Source organism: Amycolatopsis endophytica (assembly GCF_013410405.1).
Lineage (GTDB): Bacteria > Actinomycetota > Actinomycetes > Mycobacteriales > Pseudonocardiaceae > Amycolatopsis_E > Amycolatopsis_E endophytica.
Genome location: NZ_JACCFK010000001.1, coordinates 4,655,051 through 4,671,728, shown reverse-complemented (window position 1 = coordinate 4,671,728; position 16,678 = coordinate 4,655,051). Strand labels below are relative to the sequence as shown.

19 protein-coding genes and 1 pseudogene are annotated in these 16,678 nt (G+C 72.3%); 12 read left to right on the top strand and 8 right to left on the bottom strand.

Features of this window, described 5'->3' with window-relative positions; genetic code table 11:
• Positions 1-31: 31 nt before the first annotated feature.
• Together HNR02_RS23035 and HNR02_RS23030 are read right to left on the bottom strand one after the other, a co-directional pair.
• Complete coding sequence (locus HNR02_RS23035) at positions 32-1,591, bottom strand: sulfatase-like hydrolase/transferase (protein ID WP_179775203.1); 1,560 nt, start codon at positions 1,589-1,591, stop codon at positions 32-34.
• Positions 1,576-2,268 (bottom strand): CDP-alcohol phosphatidyltransferase family protein, encoded by a 693-nt coding sequence (locus tag HNR02_RS23030; RefSeq protein ID WP_179776073.1) that lies wholly within the window; start codon positions 2,266-2,268, stop codon positions 1,576-1,578. Before HNR02_RS23030 ends, HNR02_RS23035 begins: the two co-directional genes overlap by 16 nt.
• A gap of 34 nt (positions 2,269-2,302) precedes the next feature.
• Here HNR02_RS23030 and HNR02_RS23025 point away from each other — a divergent pair, with 34 nt between their 5' ends.
• The 5 genes and pseudogenes from HNR02_RS23025 to HNR02_RS23005 all read left to right on the top strand — a co-directional run.
• Positions 2,303-3,277, top strand: coding sequence for a zinc-dependent alcohol dehydrogenase (locus tag HNR02_RS23025; RefSeq protein ID WP_179775202.1), 975 nt, complete (start codon positions 2,303-2,305; stop codon positions 3,275-3,277).
• A 9-nt stretch (positions 3,278-3,286) separates the two neighbouring features.
• The gene (locus HNR02_RS23020; RefSeq protein WP_179775201.1) at positions 3,287-3,697 is read left to right on the top strand and encodes a 6-pyruvoyl trahydropterin synthase family protein; all 411 of its coding nucleotides are present in this window, start codon (positions 3,287-3,289) and stop codon (positions 3,695-3,697) included.
• Positions 3,675-4,691, top strand: coding sequence for a glycosyltransferase family 4 protein (locus tag HNR02_RS23015; RefSeq protein WP_179775200.1), 1,017 nt, complete (start codon positions 3,675-3,677; stop codon positions 4,689-4,691). Before HNR02_RS23020 ends, HNR02_RS23015 begins: the two co-directional genes overlap by 23 nt.
• 21 nt (positions 4,692-4,712) lie before the next feature.
• Positions 4,713-5,531, top strand: a complete 819-nt coding sequence (locus tag HNR02_RS23010; RefSeq protein ID WP_179775199.1) for a class I SAM-dependent methyltransferase — start codon at positions 4,713-4,715, stop codon at positions 5,529-5,531.
• Positions 5,531-6,370, top strand: a pseudogene (locus tag HNR02_RS23005) (lysylphosphatidylglycerol synthase domain-containing protein); the annotation flags it as partial. The gene HNR02_RS23010 and the pseudogene HNR02_RS23005, both read left to right, overlap by 1 nt.
• 22 nt (positions 6,371-6,392) lie before the next feature.
• Here the strand turns inward: HNR02_RS23005 and HNR02_RS23000 are convergent.
• Positions 6,393-7,091: a creatininase family protein gene (locus HNR02_RS23000; RefSeq protein ID WP_179775198.1), complete on the bottom strand. Its 699-nt coding sequence runs from the start codon at positions 7,089-7,091 to the stop codon at positions 6,393-6,395.
• Between the two features lie 53 nt (positions 7,092-7,144).
• Between HNR02_RS23000 and HNR02_RS22995 the strand changes: the two genes are divergently transcribed.
• From HNR02_RS22995 to HNR02_RS22985, 3 genes are all read left to right on the top strand, one after another.
• Positions 7,145-7,756: a GTP cyclohydrolase II gene (locus HNR02_RS22995; RefSeq protein ID WP_179775197.1), complete on the top strand. Its 612-nt coding sequence runs from the start codon at positions 7,145-7,147 to the stop codon at positions 7,754-7,756.
• Position 7,757: 1 nt separating this feature from the next.
• Positions 7,758-8,528, top strand: coding sequence for an inositol monophosphatase family protein (locus HNR02_RS22990; protein WP_179775196.1), 771 nt, complete (start codon positions 7,758-7,760; stop codon positions 8,526-8,528).
• Positions 8,529-8,595: 67 nt separating this feature from the next.
• Complete coding sequence (locus tag HNR02_RS22985; protein ID WP_179775195.1) at positions 8,596-9,684, top strand: LLM class flavin-dependent oxidoreductase; 1,089 nt, start codon at positions 8,596-8,598, stop codon at positions 9,682-9,684.
• A gap of 23 nt (positions 9,685-9,707) precedes the next feature.
• On the opposite strand, the gene HNR02_RS22980 is transcribed toward HNR02_RS22985, so the two are convergent.
• Positions 9,708-10,019 carry a hypothetical protein gene (locus tag HNR02_RS22980; protein ID WP_179775194.1) on the bottom strand — a complete coding sequence of 104 codons (312 nt, stop codon included), beginning with the start codon at positions 10,017-10,019 and terminating at the stop codon, positions 9,708-9,710.
• Positions 10,020-10,290: 271 nt separating this feature from the next.
• On the opposite strand from HNR02_RS22980, the gene HNR02_RS22975 reads away from it, so the two are divergent.
• A complete protein-coding gene (locus HNR02_RS22975; protein ID WP_179775193.1) occupies positions 10,291-10,992 on the top strand; it encodes a lysophospholipid acyltransferase family protein in 702 nt (233 codons plus the stop codon).
• A gap of 19 nt (positions 10,993-11,011) precedes the next feature.
• On the opposite strand, the gene HNR02_RS22970 is transcribed toward HNR02_RS22975, so the two are convergent.
• A complete protein-coding gene (locus HNR02_RS22970) occupies positions 11,012-12,367 on the bottom strand; it encodes an MFS transporter (RefSeq protein WP_312861099.1) in 1,356 nt (451 codons plus the stop codon).
• A gap of 123 nt (positions 12,368-12,490) precedes the next feature.
• A complete protein-coding gene (locus tag HNR02_RS22965; RefSeq protein WP_179775192.1) occupies positions 12,491-13,204 on the bottom strand; it encodes an aspartate/glutamate racemase family protein in 714 nt (237 codons plus the stop codon).
• A 40-nt stretch (positions 13,205-13,244) separates the two neighbouring features.
• Here HNR02_RS22965 and HNR02_RS22960 point away from each other — a divergent pair, with 40 nt between their 5' ends.
• Together HNR02_RS22960 and HNR02_RS22955 are read left to right on the top strand one after the other, a co-directional pair.
• A complete protein-coding gene (locus tag HNR02_RS22960) occupies positions 13,245-13,475 on the top strand; it encodes a hypothetical protein (protein ID WP_179775191.1) in 231 nt (76 codons plus the stop codon).
• A complete protein-coding gene (locus tag HNR02_RS22955; protein ID WP_179775190.1) occupies positions 13,472-13,819 on the top strand; it encodes a VOC family protein in 348 nt (115 codons plus the stop codon). Before HNR02_RS22960 ends, HNR02_RS22955 begins: the two co-directional genes overlap by 4 nt.
• Positions 13,820-13,822: 3 nt before the next feature.
• Here the strand turns inward: HNR02_RS22955 and HNR02_RS22950 are convergent, their stop codons facing one another.
• Positions 13,823-14,812, bottom strand: coding sequence for an SDR family oxidoreductase (locus tag HNR02_RS22950; RefSeq protein WP_179775189.1), 990 nt, complete (start codon positions 14,810-14,812; stop codon positions 13,823-13,825).
• Positions 14,813-14,897: 85 nt separating this feature from the next.
• Between HNR02_RS22950 and HNR02_RS22945 the strand changes: the two genes are divergently transcribed.
• On the top strand, positions 14,898-15,377 hold the full coding sequence (locus HNR02_RS22945) for a MarR family winged helix-turn-helix transcriptional regulator (protein ID WP_312861098.1): 480 nt from the start codon (positions 14,898-14,900) through the stop codon (positions 15,375-15,377).
• A 7-nt stretch (positions 15,378-15,384) separates the two neighbouring features.
• Here the strand turns inward: HNR02_RS22945 and HNR02_RS22940 are convergent, their stop codons facing one another.
• A complete protein-coding gene (locus HNR02_RS22940; RefSeq protein WP_179775187.1) occupies positions 15,385-16,671 on the bottom strand; it encodes an MFS transporter in 1,287 nt (428 codons plus the stop codon).
• Positions 16,672-16,678 lie beyond the last annotated feature (7 nt).

The window sequence follows — 16,678 nt, the reverse complement described above, 5'->3', positions numbered from 1 at the left end:
GTTCCAGACAACTCCGCGTCTCGCAGCGCGGTCAAGGCCCGAAGGCGCCGAGGAACCGGTCGCGAAAAGCGTTCATCGGCCAGACCGGGGCGTCCGGACCCGGCCGTGGTCCGTCGTGCCAGCCCCACCTGGCCACCCTGCCGAGCACGGCGGAATCGCGGGCCACCAGCGTCACCGGCACGTCCCGGCCCGCGCCCTCACCGGTGACGGAGGTGTTGGGCTGGTGGTCGCCGAGGAACACGAGCACCAGATCGTCGTCGCCGTAGGTTTCGACGTAGGACACGAGCGCCGACAAGGAGTACTCGATCGAGTCACCGTAGGCGGTGCGCACGCGCGCGGGGTCCGACCACACCTCGTCGACCGACGGGCCCGTGGGGGTGAACGCCGAGCCGTCGCCCATCGAGTTCCAGTCGGCCGGAGCCGGTAGCGGCGCCCACGGCCAGTGGCTGGACACCAGATCGAGTTCGGCCATCACCGGCGGGTGTCCCGGCGTCATCTCCGCGCGCTGGAACGCGCCGAGCGCGAACTGGTCGGGCATCGTCGCGTAGGAGAAGTTCGGGCCGCGGTAGCCGAGGTTGCGCGCGTCGTAGATCTTCTGGAAGCCGTAGACCGCGCCCTCGGGCCAGTCGGTCCCGTTTTCCGGCTGGACGTTCACGGTGCGCCAGCCCGCGCGGGCGAAGGCACCGGAGAGCGTCAGCCGGTCGCCGGCGGTGAACGTGGAGTAGCGCTGCTGGTTGTCCACCCACAGCCCGGATTCCATTGTGGAGTGTGCGAGCCAGCTGCCCCCACCGCTCGTCGGGGATGCGAGGAAGGCGCTGCGCGCGCTGAACCCGTCGGCGCGCAGGCGGACGGTCGCGGCGTCGAGGAGCGCGGTGACGCCGGGGTCGTCGAGGGCGACCCGTCCGTAGCTCTCCACGAAGGTGAGCAGGAAGTCCTTGCCCCGCAACGAGGTCAGCAGTCTGTCCGATGGGGTGTCACGGAAGGCGTCGGTGGCCATTTCGGCGGCGAACTCGCGCTGGTCGGCCAGATCCGAGGCGACGGCACGGACTTCACGGTAGGCCAGCGCGGCGGTCGTGCGCGCGGCCAGTGGCGCGCCGGTCAGCGCGGCCGCGATCCAGCCGGCCGTGAGCACGACGACGATCCGCGCCGAGGTCGCGCGGTGGTCCGCGGCCAGGCGCGCCAACCGCACGGCCGCGAGCGTCGTCAGCGCCACGAGGGCGATGGCGGCCAGCACCACCCCAGCCACGGTGGCGACCCGCGCGGCCCCACCGAGCAGGCTCAGCGCGGGGCCGGCGAAGGACCAGTCGAACACCAGGCTGAACGGCCGGTCGAAGGCGCGGTAGAACCCGATGTCGGCGATCTTCACCAGGGTGAGCACGCCGAGGAACGCGCCCGCCACGGCGGCCACGATCCGGCGCGCCCGCGCGGGCAGGACCAGTACCAGCGCGATCCCGGCCAGCGCCTCCGCCGGGATCCGCAGGAACGCTCCCGGCCCGAGCAGGTGCGGGTTGCCCGGCACGACCAGCGCGGCGAACACCAGCACGCACGCGAGGACGTCCGCCACCCGTCGCGCGATCACCGGGTGCGCCACAGCCGGATCACGTCCCGCCCGAACGACCACCCCAGCGCCGCGAGCGCTCCGGCGGCCACGGTCCAGGACCAGGTCAGCACGTCCGCGACCACGACGACCAGTGCGATGCCCTGCGCGGCGGCGACCGCTTTGCGCGCCAGGTCCGGCGGCAGCGGGCCGCGCAGCCACGGCATCGCCCATCCGGCGGCGACGAACGCGTAGCGCATCAGGCCGATCGCCAGCACCCATGGCCCCAGCGACACCGCCGCGGCGGCGCTGAGCACGAGGATGAGGAAGGCGTCGACCTCCATGTCGAAGCGCGCGCCCAGCGGCGAGGCGGTTCCGGTGCGGCGGGCGACGCGACCGTCGACGGCGTCCAGCGCGAGCGCCACCGCCGCGAGCACGACGAGCACCGGGCCCGCGATTCCGGTGACCACCAGTGCGACGACTCCGCCGACGAGCGTGGCGCGGGTCAGGGTCACGTGGTCGGCCGGGCTCAGCGCCGGGCGGCCGCCGCGGCGCAACGCGGCGGCGAGCAGCGCCCACAGCGCCATTCCGTACCCGGCGCCGGCGAGCCAGCCCAGCGGGTCCAGGCCCACGGTCATCGCGAGCGTGTTCAGCAGCACGAGCAGGGCGCACGCGGCCACGGACAGTTCCTGGCGGGCCGGAATCGTGACACGCTGGGTCTGGACGATCATCGCGACCGCGTTCCCTTCGCCGGAGGTCTGACCCATGACACGTGCCGCACGGGCGTTCTGGTTCAGCTCACCCGGCGTGGGTGAGATCCGGCAGGTCACGGTGCCCGAGCCGGGGCCGGGCGAGGCCGGGGTCCGCACGCTGTTCTCGGGCGTGAGCCGCGGCACCGAGACGCTCGTCTTCCGCGGCGGGGTGCCGGAAAGCCAGCACGAACTGATGCGCGCGCCGTTCCAGGAGGGCGACTTCCCGGGGCCGGTGAAGTACGGCTACCTCAACGTGGGCGTGGTCGAGCAGGGGCCGCCGGACCTGCTGGGCCGCACGGTGTTCAGCCTGTTCCCGCACCAGACCCGGTTCGTGGTGCCCGCGAACGCGGTGACCGTGGTGCCCGACGGTGTGCCGGCGGGGCGGGCGATCCTGGCCGGCACGGTCGAGACCGCGGTGAACGCGGTGTGGGACGCGGCGCCGCTGATCGGCGACCGGATCGCGGTGGTCGGCGGCGGCATGGTCGGCTGCGCGGTCGCGGCGCTGCTCGCCCGGTTCCCGGCGGTGCGGGTGCAGCTGGTCGACCTCGATCCGGCGCGGGCCGCGGTCGCTTCCCGCCTGGGTGCCGGGTTCGCGCTGCCGGACGAGGCCGAACCCGGATGCGACCTCGTCGTGCACACCAGCGGGACGGACGCCGGTCTGACGCGGTCACTGGAACTGCTCGCGCCGGAAGGCGAGGTGATCGAGCTGAGCTGGTACGGCGACCGGCGGGTGACCGTGCCGCTGGGTGAGTTCTTCCACTCGCGGCGGTTGTCGATCCGCGGCAGCCAGGTCGGGATGGTTTCCCCGGCCCGGCGGTCGCGGCGCACGTCCGGCGACCGGCTCGCGCTCGCGCTGGACCTGCTCGCCGACCCGGCCTTCGACACACTGGTCACCGGCGAGTGCGTGTTCGAGGACCTGCCCTCGGTGCTGCCGGACCTGGCCTCCGGCGCGCTTCCCGCGCTGTGCCACCGCGTCGTCTACCCGTAGGAGGATCGCTTGTTCAGCGTCACCGTCCGCGACCACATGATGGTCGCCCACAGTTTCCGCGGCGAGGTTTTCGGTCCCGCGCAACGATTGCACGGCGCGACGTTCGTGGTGGACGCGACGTTCCGCCGCGCGGAGCTGGACGCGGACGGCATCGTCGTCGACATCGGCCTGGCGACCGGGCAGCTGGGCGCCGTGCTCGGTGACCTCAACCACCGCAACCTCGACGACGATCCGGCGTTCGCCGGCCTCAACACCTCGACGGAGTTCCTGGCGAAGGTGATCGCCGACCGGCTGGCGGACCGGGTGCACGAAGGCGCGTTCGGTGCGGGCGCGCGGGGCCTGTCCGGGATTTCGGTGACGCTGCACGAATCGCACGTGGCCTGGGCGAGTTACGATCGTGCTCTTCGTCCTGCCGGGTGACGTCGACGATCCGGAGCTGCCCAGCGGCGGCAACGTCTACGACCGTCGGGTCGTCGCGGGCCTGACGGCGCTGGGCCGTTCGGTGCGGCAGGTCGCGGTCGCGGGGTCGTGGCCGCATCCGGACGCCGCCGCGCGAGCGGCCTTGGACCGCGCGCTGCGGCACGCGGACGGGCTGGTGGTGCTCGACGGGCTGGTCGCGTGCGGGGTGCCGGAGGTCGTGGTGCCGCACGCGCGGCGGCTGCGGCTGGTGGTCCTGGTGCACATGCCGCTGGGCGAGGAGACGGGTGCCGACCCGGGGCTGGACGCGCGGGAGCGGGAGACGCTGCGGGCGGCGTGGGCGGTGGTGACCACGAGCGCGCGGACCGCGCAGTGGCTGGTGCGCCACCACGGGCTGGCTTCCACGCGCGTGGTGGTTCCCGGCACGGACGCCGCGCCACTCGCCGAGGGCGATGCGCTGCTGTGCGTGGGGTCGCTGACGCCGCACAAGGGGCAGGACGTGCTGGTCGAGGCGCTGGCGGCGGTCGCCGATCTGGACTGGACGTGCACGCTGGCCGGGCCGCTGCGCCGCTCCCCCGCCTTCGCCGAGCGGGTGCGGGACCTGATCGCATGGCACGACCTGACTTCTCGCGTGACGTTGACTGGTCCCCTCACCGGCGCGCGACTGGACCGCGCGTACGGCCGGGCGGGTCTGCTGGTGCTGCCGTCGCGGTCCGAGACATACGGGATGGTGGTCACCGAAGCACTGGCGCGGGGGATTCCGGTGCTGGCTTCGGCGGGCGAGGATGCGTTGGGGCGGGCCGCGGACGGTTCGGTGCCCGGACTGCTGTTCCCGCCCGGGGACGTGTCCGCGCTGGCCGCGGCTTTGCGGAGCTGGCTGGGTTCGCCTGGTCTGCGGGCGTCACTGCGCCGCTCGGCTCGCCTGCGCCGTGCTTCGCTGCCGACCTGGGAGGACGCCGCGGGTGACATGGACCGGCTCCTCGGTGAACCGGGGTGAGCCGCGGGCCGTGAGAGGAGGGTGGCAGACAATCGATGGGACGGCGCCGGCCCCGGCACCAGCCGATGCGCGCCGGACTGGCTGGCCCTGCGTGAACCGGCCGACGCCGTCGCCAGGGCGACCGAGCTGATCGCTCCGCTCCGGCGGCTCCTGAGCAACCATGCCGATGCCCCGGGTGGCCGGATCCTCGTCCGGGATCTGGGGTGCGGCACCGGGGCGATGGCGCGCTGGCTGGCTCCCCGGCTGCCGGTGCCGCAGCACTGGATCCTGCACGACCGTGACCCGGACCTGCTCGACCGCGCCTGGTTGACCGAGCCGGACGTCACGTTCGAGACGCGGCAGGGCGACCTCACCGGTCTCGACCTGCGCGGGACCTCGCTGCTGACCACGTCGGCACTGCTCGACCTGCTCATTCCGTCCGAAGTGGATGAACTCGCGGACGCCTGCACGGCGGCCGGGTGCCCGGCGCTGTTGACGTTGTCGGTGGCGGGCCGGGTCGAGCTGACGCCGGAAGACCCGCTCGACGCCGGGATCGCCGCCGCTTTCGACGCCCACCAGCGGCGCGGCGACCTGCTGGGCCCCGACGCGGTCGCCTACGCGACGTGGGCGTTCGACCGCCGCGGCGCGACAGTGCACCGCGCGGCCAGCCCGTGGCGCCTCGGCCCGGACGAGCAGGAGCTGACCACCCAGTGGTTCCGCGGCTGGGTGGCGGCGGCCCGGCGCCAGAACCCGCGTCTCCCCACGCGCGACTACGTCCGCCGCCGCCTCGAAGCCTGCGAGGCGGGCGAGCTGCGCGCGATCGTGCACCACACCGACCTGCTCGCGATCGGGGCCACCTGATGCGCGCCCCACGCTCCCCCAACGGGGCTTCGGGGAAGCGCCGGGTGTGGGCCTGGGTGCGGCTGATCGCGGGAGCGGCGATTCTCGTCGCGCTCGTGCGGCAGGCCGGTGCCAGTGTGTTCCTCGACGGGCTGCGGCTCGTCGATCCCATCGCGGTCGTCCTCGCGCTGGGGCTCGGGCTCCTCACCACCGTCACGGCCGCCGCCCGGTGGTGTGTCGTCAGCCGCGCCCTCGGCCTGCCGCTGCGGCTCACCACGGCGGTACCGGCCTACTACCGCGCCATTCTGCTGAACTCCGTCCTCCCCGCCGGGGTCCTCGGCGACGTCGGGCGCGCGGTGGGCCAGGGGCGCCGCGAGGGGGACCTCACGGGCGGGGTGCGGGCCGTCGCGCTGGAGCGGTTCGCCGGGCAGGTCGTGCTGCTGGCCGCCGGGGCGTTCGTGGTGGCGGCCCGCCCGGATCTGCTGCCGGGCCTGGGCCGGACCACCGCGCTGCTGGTGCCGCTCGCCGCGACTGTCGCCGTCGCCACCGCACTGACGCTGCGGCCCGCGTGGCGGCGCGCGTTCGGCGGAACCCGGGGCGCGGGCGTGGTGCTGCTCTCGGTGGTGACGATCGCCGGGCACGTCACGATGTTCGTCCTCTCGGCGCGCGTCGCCGGGGTGGCGGCGCCGCTGGGCACGCTCGTGACGCTCGGGCTCGGGGCGCTGGTCGTGATGTCGGTTCCGCTCAACGTCGGCGGCTGGGGCCCGCGCGAAGGCTTCTCGGCCGTGGCGTTCTCCGCCGCCGGGCTGGGCGCCGGCGCGGGGATCACCACGTCGGTCGTCTACGGGGTGCTCACGCTCGTCGCGGCACTGCCGGGCATCCTCACCCGCCGAGCACGGGCAGGTGCACGCGGAAGGACTCGGTCAGCGCCGCCAGCACCGCGCGTCCTTTTCCGGCCGAAGCGCGTGACGGATGACCCGCCACCCCCGACTGTGTGTAGGGGGCCAGTCCGAGCGAAAGGAGGTGGCGCAGATCGCCGGGTGCCGAATCCGCGTCCGCGTAGCCGGGCCGCACCACGTCCGGGCTGGCGTGCAGCAGGATGGAGGTCTCCAGCTCACCGGCGTGCATGTCTTCGTCGTTGCTCGTCCGCACACCCGCGGCGGCGCGGGCCGCCTGCCATTCGCCGTAGGCGGGGAACAGGACCATCGCCCCGCCCGCGGACTGCACGACGTTGGCCAGCACGTGGTTGCCGCCGTGCCCGTTGACCAGCACGAGCTTGCCGACGCCGGAGGCGCGCAGCGACGCCGCGATGTCCTCGACGACGGCCACCAGCGTCGTCGCCGAGATGCTGACCGTGCCCGGCCACGCGGCGTGCTCGTGCGAGCAGGACACGGTGACCGGCGGCAGCAGCCAGAACCCGTGCTCCCGCGCGATCTCTCCCGCGACCGCGCAGGCGATCAGCGTGTCGGTGGTCAGCGGCAGGTGCGGACCGTGTTGTTCGAGGCTTCCGACGGGCAGGACCGCCACGGCGGGCTCGCGGTCGCGCACGTCGCCGGTGGTGTCCGGCGGGAGCGGATTCATCGTTTCAGGTATACCGGGAACGAGCTGGTCCCGGTCGACGACGAGGGGAACCCATGCGCGAACAGGACATCGCCGAATCCACGCTGAGCACGCGCCGCGGCCCGTTCCGCGCCGTCGCCTTCCGGGACGGGGCCGAGCATCTGGCGCTGGTGTACGGGCGGTTGCGGCGCGACGACGTGCTGGTGCGCGTGCACTCGGAATGCCTCACCGGCGACGTGTTCGGCGCCGTGCGCTGCGAGTGCGGCGACCAGCTGGGCGCGGCGCTGGACGCGATCGTGGAGGCGGGCAGCGGGGTGCTGGTGTACCTGCGCGGGCACGAGGGACGCGGGATCGGCCTGGTGGCGAAGGTCCGCACCCACGTACTGCAGGACGAGGGCGGCCTGGACACGGTCGATTCCGCCACGACGCTCGGCCTGCCGGTGGACGTGCGTGACTACGGCCCGGCGGCGCGGGTGCTGCGGCACCTCGGGGTGCGGTCGGTGCGGCTGATGTCGAACAACCCGGACAAGATCACGGCACTGGAGTCGCACGGGATCCGCGTGGCCGCGCGCGTGCCGTTGCTGGCGCCCGCGAGCGCGGACAACATCCGGTACCTGACCGCGAAGCGCGACCGGCTCGGGCACGTCCTGCCGCAGGTGGACGCCTTCGACGTCGCGGAGTCCTGACGTGGACCACCTCGGCCTGCTCCCCGTCGCCCGCGAAGCCGTCGCTCTCGGGCGGCGCATCGTGACCTCGCGTGCGCCGCGGTCGGTCACCGAGAAGGCCGAACGCGATCTGGTGACCGACATCGACCTGGCCGTGGAGGAGGCAGTACGCGGATTTCTGGCGCGGGAGACGCCGGACATCGGGGTCGTCGGTGAGGAGCACGGCGGTGAGCGGGGCGAGCTGTGGTGGGTGCTGGACCCGGTGGACGGGACGGCGAACTTCGCCCGTGGCATCCCGCTGACCGGGATCTCGCTGGCCCTGGTCGCCGGGCCCAGCGCCGTGGTGGCCGCGATCGACCTGCCGTTCCTGGACGCCGTCTACACCGCCGTCGAAGGCTACGGCGCCTACTCGGGCGAGACGCGGATCGGCGTGTCCGGGGTGCGCGACCTCGGGCGCGCCATGGTGTCGGTGGGCGATTTCGCCGTGGGCGAGGGCGCCGGATCGAAGAACCGGCTGCGCCTGTCCCTGCTGGCGGCGCTGGGGTCACGGGCGGAGCGGGTGCGCATGATCGGTTCGGCCGCGGCGGATCTGGCGTGGGTCGCGGACGGCCGCCTGGACGCGACGGTGAACCTGTCGAACCTGCCGTGGGACACGATGGCGGGGGTGCTGCTGGTCCGCGAGGCCGGCGGGCTGGTGCTGGACACCGACGGCAGCGACCACACGGTGGAGTCCGCGAACACGGTCGCCCTGTCGCCCGGTCTGCGTGACGTCCTGCTGGGGATGCTCCGGTAGTCTCGCGAGGAATATTCTTCCACGCGAGACGTTTCACCGGTCGACACCGGATCAGCAGGAGGCTGACATGCAGTTCGGGATCTTCTCCGTGAGTGACGTGACCACGGATCCGACGACCGGGCAGACGCCGGACGACACCCAGCGCGTGCGGTCGATGCTGACCATCGCCCAGCACGCCGACCAGGCCGGGCTGGACGTGTTCGCGACCGGCGAGCACCACAACCCGCCGTTCGTCGCGTCCTCACCCACCACGATGCTCGGATACCTGGCGGGCGTCACGAAGAACATCGTCCTGTCCACCTCGACGACGCTGATCACCACGAACGACCCGGTGAAGATCGCCGAGGACTACGCGATGCTGCAGGTCATCTCGAACGGCCGGATGGACCTGATGATGGGCCGCGGCAACACCGGCCCGGTCTACCCGTGGTTCGGCAAGGACATCCGGCAGGGTATCCCGCTGGCGATCGAGAACTACGCGCTGTTGCGGCGGTTGTGGGAGGAGGACGTGGTCGACTGGGAGGGCAACTTCCGCACGCCGCTGCGTGGTTTCACCGCCACCCCGCGCCCGCTCGACGGTGTCCCGCCGTTCGTGTGGCACGGTTCGATCCGCAGCCCGGAAATCGCCGAACAGGCCGCGTACTATGGTGATGGATTTTTCCACAACAACATTTTCTGGCCCATGTCGCACACGAAGCAGATGGTCCAGTTCTACCGGCAGCGCTGGGAGCACTACGGTCACGGCCCCGCCGGCACGGCGATCGTCGGACTGGGCGGGCAGGCGTTCCTGCGCAAGAACTCGCAGGACGCGTGGAACGAGTTCCGGCCCTACTTCGACAACGCCCCCGTCTACGGCCACGGCCCGTCGATGGAAGACTTCACCGCGACGACCCCTCTGACGGTCGGCAGCCCGCAGCAGGTCATCGACCGGTACGCGAGCATGCGCGAGGACGTGGGCGACTACCAGCGGCAGCTGTTCCTGATCGACCACGCCGGACTGCCGTTGAAGACGGTGCTGGAGCAGATCGACCTGCTGGCCGAGGAGGTCGTTCCGGTGCTGCGCAAGGAAATGGAGTCGCAGCGCCCGGAGGGCGTGCCCGCGAACCCGCCGTCGCACGCGGAGCGGGTGGAGCAGGCCCGGGCGAAGACTTCCTGAGCGCGGTTCGCGTGACGTAGCCGCTACGCGGGTTTCTCAAGCACCGGCTTCACTTCGCCCCGATTGCCGTCTCCCGGACCCGATTCTTTCAGTGTTGTGGCGGCTGGGGATCGGTTGCGGGAGAGGAACGGCCGGTAGACACCGCGCCGGGCCACCTGTCGCTGCCGGGCGCCGGCCGCGAACGTGGTTTCGCGCCCCGGAGCAGCAAACACGGCGCCCGGAGCGGCAAACACGGCGCCCGGAGCGGCAAACACGCCGCCGCGCGCGGCGTGTTTGCCGTTCCGGCTGGCGTGTTTGCCGTTCCGGCTGGCGTGTTTGCCCTTCCGGGACACCACCCGCCCACCACACCGCCACCCGGCAACGCAACCCAGCACCCCACCCGCCCGCACCCCGATCCGAAGCGCAGAAACAATCAAAAATCGGGGCGGCCACCATCGACTGCGAGCTTGCGAGCCCGGCGCTTGAGGAACCCGCGTAGCGGCAGGCGCACGGGACGGGAACCCTGCGCGGCAACCTCACGTTGACGAGACAGCTGTAGCCAGCTCCAGACGAATGTCACACACCGGGCCTACGCGAAAGTAACCTACGGTCCCGTAACCTGGCGGGATGGCAGAGCTCGTGTACCCGCCCGTCGTCCTGTTCGCGAAGACCATGTTCCGGGTCCTCGACCTGAAATTGCGGGTCGAGGGCAGCGAGCACCTCCCGGCACGCGGTGGCGCCGTGATCGCGTGCAACCACGTCAGCTACCTCGACTTCATCTTCTGCGGGCTGGGTGCGCAGCCGGCGAAGCGGCTGGTGCGGTTCATGGCCAAGAAGCCGGTGTTCGACCACCGGATCTCCGGTCCGCTGATGCGCGGCATGGGCCACATCCCGGTCGATCGCGCGGCGGGACGGGGCGCCTACGACGAGGCCGTCGACCGGCTGCGGGCGGGTGAGGTCGTCGGAGTGTTCCCGGAGGCCACGATCAGCCCGTCGTTCACCGTCGAGGAGGTCAAGTCCGGCGCGGCACGGATGGCGGCCGAGGCCGGGGTGCCGCTGATCCCGATGGCGGTCTGGGGCACGCAGCGCCTGTGGACGAAGGGCCATCCGCGCAGGCTGGCTCAGCGGCACGTGCCGATCTCGGTGCTGATGGGCGAGCCGCTCCGGCCCGGGCCCGCGCACGATCCCGACGTGGTGACCCGCGAGCTGCGCAACCGGATGAGCCTGCTGCTGGACAAGGCCCAGGCGGAGTATCCGGAGAGCCCCGCGCGCCCCGAAGACCGCTGGTGGCTGCCCGCCCACCTCGGTGGCACCGCACCGGCTCCGTGACCCCGCGCGCACGTCGGCGTCAGCTCGCGCTGAGCGGTTTCGCCACGTCCTCCAGGGATTTCCGCTCGGCATCGACACCGAACGCCAGCTCCGCGAGCCCGCCCAGGGCCATCACGCCCGCGCCGACGGCGAACCCGATGGCGGCCATCCCGCGGTCGGCGGACTCGACGAGCGAACCGAACAGGAGCGGCCCGACGATGCCGCCCGCCCCGGTGCCGACCACGTAGAAGAACGCGATCGCCAGCGCGCGGGTTTCCATCGGGAAGATCTCGCTGACCGTCAGGTACGCCGAGCTGGCCCCGGCGGAGGCGAGGAAGAACGTCGCCACGAGCAGCGCCAGGAAGCCCCACACCCCGCCGGTCCCGGAGACGAACACCCAGATCAGCGGCACCGACAGCAGCGCCGAGCCGAGGTAGCTGACCGTGATCATCGTGCGGCGGCCGACGGTGTCGAACAGCGGCCCGAGCAGCAGCGGGCCCAGCATGTTGCCCACCGCGTAGATCGCCACGAGCACCGGCACGAATCCCGACGACGTCCCGTAGTAGGTGCTGAGCAGGGTGCCGACGTTGAAGGTGATGCCGTTGTAGAGGAACGCCTGGCCGACGAACAGGGCCAGGCCCAGAATCGTGCGGCGCGGGTAGTCGCGGAAGGCGGTGCGCGCGATCTCGCGGAACGGCGTGGCGCGCCGCTGCCGTACGCGGATCTCCGACTCCGGCTCGGCGAGTTCGGCGCCGGTTTCCCGGCGCACCTCGTCTTCGATCGACCCGACGATGTGCGACGCGTCGGGCTCGCGGCCGTGGATGAACAACCACCGCGGGCTCTCCGGGACGTGCCGCCGCACCACGAAGATCAGCACCCCGAGTAGCGCGCCCAGCCCGAACGCGAGCCGCCAGCCCACGCCCGGCGGGAAGATCGCGGTGTCCAGGAAGAACAACGCGGCGGCCGAACCGGCCGCGGAACCGCCCCAGTAGGTGCCGTTCACCACGAGGTCGACCCTCCCGCGCACCCGCGCCGGGATCAGCTCGTCGACCGCCGAGTTGATGGCGGCGTACTCGCCGCCGATCCCGGCACCGGTGACGAACCGGGCGAGGTAGAAGAACCACGGCGCGAACGTGAAGGCGGTCGCGACCGTCGCGGCGACGTAGACGGCGAGGGTCACCAGGAACAGTTTCTTGCGCCCGTACCGGTCGGTGAGCTGACCGAACAGCAGTGCGCCCAGGCACGCACCCGCGACGTAGCACGCCGCGGCCATCCCGACGCCGGACTCGGTCAGGCCCGCGCCGCTGCCCGGTTCGGTCAGGCGGGAGGCGATGGAGCCGACGATCGTCACCTCGAGCCCGTCGAGGATCCACACCGTGCCGAGTCCCTTGAGCACCCCGCCAGTTGAACCGCGCCCAGGGCAACCGGTCCAGCCGGGACGGGATCGCGGTGGTGATGACCCCTTGTCCCCTCCCCGTCGTCATGATCGGGGACTGCCCTGCCCCGGGGGCCGGGAAGCTTACGGGGACGGGGGAAGCGGGCGCAGGCCGAGCGCGAAATCGGCGGCGGCCTCGGCGTGCAGGCGCGTGGTCGGGAAAGTCGGCGCTTCGCTGTCGCCGGGCCCGACGAGCAGTTCGATCTCGGTGCAGCCGTAGATCACGGCGTCCGCACCGGCCTCGACGAGCCGCGCGATGACGCCGCGGTAGGCCGCCCGGGATTCCTCCCGCACCACGCCGAGGACGAGTTCGTCGTAGATGACGCGGTGGACGAGGTCGCGGTCGTCCGGCCCGGGCACCAGCACGTCGAGCCCGTGCGCGGCGAGCCGGTCGCGGTAGAACGGCTGTTCCATCGTGAAGCGGGTGCCCAGCAGCCCGGCCCGCTTGTGACCGTCGGCGACGATCGCGGCGGCCGTGGCGTCGGCGAGGTGCAGCAGCGGAATCCCGACCGCGGCGGCGATGTCCCCGGCGACCTTGTGCATGGTGTTGGTGCACACCACGACGACGTCCGCGCCGGCCGCTTCGAGCGCCCGCGCCGCCCGTGCCAGCACCGCCCCCGCCTCGTCCCAGCGTCCGGCCACCTGCAACGCCTCGATCTCGGCGAAGTCGACCGAGTACAGGACGGTGCGCGCGGAGTGGAACCCACCGAGCGCCGCTTTCACCCGCTCGTTGACGAGACGGTAGTACTCCAGCGACGATTCCCAGCTCATGCCACCCAGCAGGCCGATCACCTTCATGCGCCCAGTCTGCCCGATCGCGGGTGCAACGCCGGGACCGGTGACGGACTTCGGCGCCCTGTCCGTGGGGCTGCGGCCGCTGTTCGAGCTTCCGCACACCGGCGCCATCGCCTTCGGGGACCCGCGCAAGCAGGAGATCACCGGTCACCGGTCGTCCGGCCTGCTCATCCCGCCCCTGGTCCTGCATGGCGTCCCGGAACCCGAGATCATCCGCGAAGCCCAGCGAAAAGCCCGCGAACCGGACACTCAGCCGTACGATCCCCCGGCATGACACTCGACCTGTTCGCCGGTATCGCCGTCGCCGATCATGCCGCCGCGCTCGTCTGGTACGAGTGCTTCTTCGGTGGCCCGCCGACCTACGTCGTCAGTGACACGGAGGCCCTGTGGGAGGTCACCGAACACGGCTCGGTCGTCGTGGAGTTGCGGCCGGATCGTGCGGGGCACGCGTTCCACACGCTGTTCGTCACCGACTTCGACGAGCGGGTCGCCGCCATCGGCGAGCGCGGGCTGCAGCCGACAAGGCAAGAAACCTACGACAACGGGGTCCGCAAAGTCATCTACCACGATCCGGAAGGCAACGAAATCTCCTACGGCGGCGCACCCGAAGGCGCCTGACCGTCAGCGCCGCCGGTTCAACCCCGACACCGCCGCCGTGGCCAGCTCGCCGGGGCGTGGCAGGCGGGCGAGCAGCCGGCTGACCAGCCCGGCCCGGAACACCCGGCCGGACCCGCTCCCCCGCACCCGGCCGGACTCCGCCACCGGAGTGTCCACATTGTCGACTCCGTTGTCCGGGCGGTCGTTGCGGAACGCCTGCGAACCGAGCCGGCGCACCGACAACACCGCGTCGGTCAGTGCCGGTGACAGCCGCTGACCGAGGAAGAACGCCAGCGCCGCCCCGCCGACCGCGATCTCGCGGCGCGGGTGCTCCGCGGCGAACACGATGCTGTCCGCGACGCCCTCCGGGGCGTACACCGGCGGCGGCGGTTTCGGCAGTGCGCCGAGTTTGCTGCGGGCGTGTTCGAAGAACGGGGTGTCGATCGCGGCGGGCAGGATCGTGGTCACCGTGACCGGGTCGCCGCGCTGGGCGAGTTCCACCCGGACCGTGTCGTAGAAGCCGCGCAACGCGAACTTGCTCGCCGTGTAGGGCGCGTGCAGGGGCACCGACCGCACCCCCTCGACCGAGGCGATGCCGATGATCACGCCGCCACCGGCGCGGCGCAGCGCGGGCAGCGCCGCCTTGACGCCGTGCACGTGGCCGAGGAAGTTGACCCGCATCACGCGGTCGAACTCCTCGTCGCTGATCTCCTCGACGTAGCCGAACACGGCGACCGCGGCGGCGTTCACCCAGGTGTCGACGTGCCCGAACTCGCGTTCGGCCGCCGCCGCGAGTGCGCGGACCGCCGCCGGATCGGCGACATCGGTGGGCACGGCCACGGCCTGCCCGCCGCCGTCGCGGATCTCGCGCACCAGCGATTCCAGGGCCTCCGCACCGCGGGCCGCGCACACCACCCGCGCTCCGCGCCGCGCGAAGGCGAGCGCACTGGCACGCCCGATCCCGCTCGACGCCCCGGCGATGACGGCCACCTGCTCGGACAGCGGTTTCGGCATGGCGGCTCCTCTCCTCCCGTGTCCGGTACCCGCCAGGCGGCACCGGCAGTCCAGCGGGTCCACTCCGGACACGTGGCAGCATGGAGTGGTGACTGAGGACGGCGACGACGCTCCACTGACGCTCTACCTGGTCAAGCGGCTGGAGCTGGTGATCCGCTCGCTCATGGACGAGGCGCTGCGGCCGTTCGGGCTGACCACCCTGCAGTACACCGCGCTGACCGCGTTGCGGCACCGGAACCGGCTGTCCTCGGCGCAGCTGGCGCGCCGCTCGTTCGTGCGCCCGCAGACCATGCACACCATGGTGCTCACGCTGGAGAAGTACGGCCTGATCCAGCGCGAGGAGGACCCCCGCAACCGTCGCGTCCTCCTCGCCGCGCTCACCGACCGGGGCCGCGCGGTGCTGGACGAATGCACTCCCCTGGTCCGCGGGTTCGAGGCCCGCATGCTGGCCGGAATGGACGACCGCCGCCGCGCGGCCTTCCGCCTCGACCTGGAGGACGGCTACGAGTCGCTCGCCTCCTACGCCACCGGTCAGCGCGCGCTGACGAACGGCGCGGGCGAGTAGCGCCTGCTCACGCGCCGGCCCTCGGGGTGCAGGCGACGGCGACCAGCGCGAGCAGCGCCATGCCTGCCAGGTAGGCGCCGACCAGCAGGGAACTGCCGGACGCGGCGAAGATCGCGGTCGCCAGCACCGGCGCGAGCCCGCCGCCGACGACGTTGCCCAGCTGGTAGCCCAGCGACACGCCGCTGTAGCGGATCCGGGTGGGGAACTGGTCGGACAGCAGCGCGGGCAGCGGCCCGTACTGGGCCGACACGGTGATCACCGCGACGACGCACGCGACCAGCGCCAGCACGAACACCCCGGTGTCGAACACGAGGAAGAACAGCAGCGCCACCACGGCCTGGGCGATCGCGCCCGCGGCGATCACCTTGCGCCTGCCGTAGCGGTCGGCCATGCCGGAGAGCCCGTAGATCGCGCCGAGCTGCACGACACTGGTGAGGATCACGACGACCAGCAGCGCGTTGCGTGAGTACCCGACCTCGGCCGTGCCGTAGGACAGGATGTAGGTGAGGATGATGTAGCCCATCGCGGTGGACGCGCCGGTCACGAACACCGAGCGCAGCACGGCGAGCGGGTGGTCGCGCAGCACCTCCAGCAGCGGCACGCGGGCGGGCCGGTGCCGGGCGGCTTCGGCGAACAGGGGGCTTTCGGTGAGGCGCCGCCGGATCACCAGGCCGAAGACCACCAGTACGAAGCTGACCAGGAAACCCAGCCGCCAGCCCCAGTCGACGAATGCCTCCCGCGTGGACGTGGACGCCACCAGCAGCACGAGGTTCGCCACGATCGCCCCCGCCGGAACGCCCAGTTGCGGTGCCGCGCCGTAGAGCCCGCGGCGGGACGGCGGCGCGTGTTCGACCGCCATCAGCGCGGCGCCGCCCCATTCCGCGCCGACACCCACACCCTGCGCGAGCCGCAGGACGACGAGCAGGATCGGTGCGGCGACGCCGATCTGGGCGTAGGTGGGCAGGAGCCCGACCAGCACCGTGGCCATGCCCATGATCAGCAGCGAGATGACGAGCATCCGCTTGCGGCCGATCCGGTCGCCGAAATGACCGGCGACGATCCCGCCGATCGGCCGGGCCAGGAAGCCGACCGCGAACGTGGTCAGGGCGGCGAGCTGGCTGATCGAAGGGTCGCTCGCGGGAAAGAACTGGGGTCCGAAGACGAGCGCGGCGGCCGCGCCGTAGAGGAAGAAGTCGTACCACTCGATGGCGGTGCCCACGAAACTCGCGACGGCCACCCGGCGCGCTTCGCGGCTGCCGGAGTCCTGCACGGGGACGGCTTGCTGGTGCGTCATCGAACCA